The organism is Burkholderia sp. E168m23 (assembly GCF_016586125.1).
Classification (GTDB): domain Bacteria; phylum Pseudomonadota; class Gammaproteobacteria; order Burkholderiales; family Burkholderiaceae; genus Burkholderia; species Burkholderia orbicola.
Genome location: NZ_BCPP01001089.1, coordinates 1 through 2,175, shown reverse-complemented (window position 1 = coordinate 2,175; position 2,175 = coordinate 1). Strand labels below are relative to the sequence as shown.

General features: G+C 69.8%; 2 protein-coding genes and 1 pseudogene. 1 reads left to right on the top strand and 2 read right to left on the bottom strand.

The annotated features are described in order from the left end of the window. Positions 1–62, bottom strand: a pseudogene (locus JMF90_RS40430) (non-heme iron oxygenase ferredoxin subunit); the annotation flags it as partial. 36 nt (positions 63–98) lie between these two features. Beyond that, entirely contained in the window at positions 99–1,181 is a 1,083-nt protein-coding gene (locus JMF90_RS34350) for a fatty acid desaturase family protein (protein WP_011546151.1), read from the bottom strand. Between the two features lie 174 nt (positions 1,182–1,355). On the opposite strand from JMF90_RS34350, the gene JMF90_RS34345 reads away from it, so the two are divergent. After that, positions 1,356–2,175 (top strand): LacI family DNA-binding transcriptional regulator (locus JMF90_RS34345; protein WP_201326100.1); only part of this gene is annotated, 820 nt, incomplete at its 3' end.

Here is a 2,175-nt window from a genome sequence, read left to right as displayed (position 1 = left end):
AAGCGCGCGACGTCTTCGTCGTCGATGTCGTCGAGCGCGCCGGTGTCGATCCATTGCGTCATGGTGCGTGTCTCCTTCGTTGTGAGGTTCGATAGTGGTCAGGCACGCGCGGCATCCGGCACCGGCCGCACGACGTAATCGGACGGGTCGCGCGTCTGCCGGACCAGCGCCGGCACGATCTCCGCATAGGCCGCCAGCGTGCTGCGGTACGGCGGCGGCATGTCGGCCTTCACGGCTTCGTGCAGCTTCGGCAGCGCATGGAACGGCACCATCGGGAACATGTGGTGCTCGACGTGATAGTTCATGTTCCAGTACAAGAAGCGGAACACCGGATTCATCATCACGGTCCGGCAGTTGCGCCGGTGATCGAGCACGTTCTCCGGCATGCCCGCGTGCTGCGTGAGGCCGAAGTACAGGTACAGCCATGCGCCGTAGAGGCTCGGCAGCCCGATGTAGAGCAGCGGCAGGAGCGTGTGCCAGTACACCGCCGCGCCCGTCACGAGCGCGTAGATCGCGAGATGGATGCGCGACTCGCGCACGACCTTCGGCCATTCCGATTCGGGCACGTAGGTGCGCTCCTCGTCGTCGAGCCGGCCGGTGAACGACACCGCGATCATCTTGCGCAGCTCGCCGGCCACGTGCTTCAGCGCGACGACGTTCAGCGCGAGCGCAAGCCAGTCGGTCGGCTTCGGCGCGGCGATTTCCGGATCGCGCCCGACGACCAGCGTATCGGTGTGATGGCGCGCATGGCTCCAGCGCCAGGCGGTCGCGCGGCGGAACACCTGGAACGACGCGACCTGGTACAGCGCGTCGTTCATCCAGCGCGTGCGGAACGCGGTGCCGTGCCCGCATTCGTGCCAGCGCGAATCGGCCGGGCTGCAGTACAGCGTACCGTACACGAAGAACGCGGGAATCGCCCACGCCGAATGCGCGCGCCACGCCAGCCACGCGAGCGCGCCGCTGATCGCGATCGCCGCATACCAGATCAGCGTGTCGCGAATCGCCCGCGCATCGCCGCGCTGCATCAGCTGCTTCATCAGCGGCCGCGGCACCGCGCACCGGTACCACGCGGCGTTGACGAGCCCGGCCGCGTGCGCGCGCTCGCCGGCGCCGCCGATCATTCGGTATGCCTGCCGGCGCGCCGCCGTGGGTTCGCGTGCCGGGTCGTCGGGTTGGGCCACTTCTGTCTCCTGGGGTTCTTGTGCGCGGCAAGCACGGCAAGCGCTTCGCCACAGGAACGAAATTAGGCGACCGGCCGCCCCGCCTCAATCGAAACGTTGACGAAATTTCGCCATCGCTTTAGCGTTCCCGACAACGCCACGCGATCGATGGCGACCCTCACGATGGAGACGACCATGGCAGGTGAATCCGGGCCGCGCTGGCGCAAGCGCACCGCGCGCTTCGACGAGATCGCGGCGCTCGCCGGCGTCAGCACGACGACCGTCGACCGCGTGCTGAACGAGCGCGGCAGCGTCTCCGCGCAGGCGCGCGAACGCGTGGTGGCGGCCGCGCGGCAACTCGGCGTGCCGCGGCAGTTGCCCGACACGCGGCACGGGTTGATCCACGTCGACGTGCTGCTGCCGGACACCGACGCGCCGTTCTTCCGACGATTGCAGCAGGCGCTGCAGCGCTCGCTGCAGATGCTCGACCGGCGCGTGGTCGTGCACCGGACGATCCTGCCCGCCGCGGACGACGCACGCGCCGCCGCGCTGATCGAACGGCCCGCGTACCGGCGCGCGGCGCTGATCGTCACCGCGCACGACACGGCCCGCGTGCGTGACGCACTGGCTGCCGCGATCGCGCGGGGCGAGACCGTCGTCACAATGGTCACCGACATCGGCGGCATCGACCGCGCGCACTTCGCCGGCATCGACAACTATCGCGCCGGGCGCACGGCCGGCTACTACATCGGCCGCCTCGCCGCACGCCCCGGCCGCGTGCTGCTGCTCGGCGGCCGGATGGGCTACCGCGCGCACGCCGACCGGATGGCCGGCTGCCGCGATCAGCTCGCCGACGCGTTCGCCGCCGTGCGCTGCGACGATGAACCGATCGAGACGCTCGACCAGGACGACCGCTGCTACCGCGCGGTGTCGAAGGCGCTGCAGGCGCACGACGACGTGGTCGCGATCTACAACAGCGGCGCCGGTTCGGCCGGCATCGAAGCGGCGCTGCGCA